This window comes from Rosenbergiella australiborealis (assembly GCF_018494035.1).
Taxonomy (GTDB): domain Bacteria; phylum Pseudomonadota; class Gammaproteobacteria; order Enterobacterales; family Enterobacteriaceae; genus Rosenbergiella; species Rosenbergiella australiborealis.
Genome location: NZ_JABBFO010000045.1, coordinates 1 through 488, shown reverse-complemented (window position 1 = coordinate 488; position 488 = coordinate 1). Strand labels below are relative to the sequence as shown.

Annotated in this window: 1 pseudogene; it reads right to left on the bottom strand. The window is 45.9% G+C overall.

Annotated elements, in window-relative coordinates:
* Positions 1 to 71: 71 nt before the first annotated feature.
* A pseudogene (locus HGT73_RS14920) lies at positions 72 to 488 on the bottom strand (HNH/ENDO VII family nuclease); the annotation flags it as partial.

Here is a 488-nt window from a genome sequence, read left to right as displayed (position 1 = left end):
TTTCATAGAGATCTCCCCTGTTCAGATTACGAGAAAATTCTACTTATGAACACACCGGTTTTTCGGGGGGATTACCTCCCATCCTTACCGACCGGGGCGCGACCAATTTTCATTAATTCTAAATTTGTTTTTCCTAATTTGGGATCAACATATTTAGGATCAAATAAATCGTTCCTTTGGTAGACTTTGTTCCCGTTAATATTAACCGGTTCAGCACTCCAGTACTTACGCTCTTGCCCAAAATAGTTAACCGATGTGACATCATTACTGGCCTTATTAATCAGTTTCGATGCTTCAGCCACATCGCCCTTTTTCAGCGCCGTTCCCGCCGCTTTGATGGCTTTGCCAGCCACATCTCCCGCACCAGGTATCACGCCTATCGCCGCCGCCAGATAATCCAGCGCCGACTGCGCTTCTACAAAACCTTTAATGTCACCCACAATAGGGATAAAATCTAGCCCCGTTCCCGCAACATCTTTGACCATCTG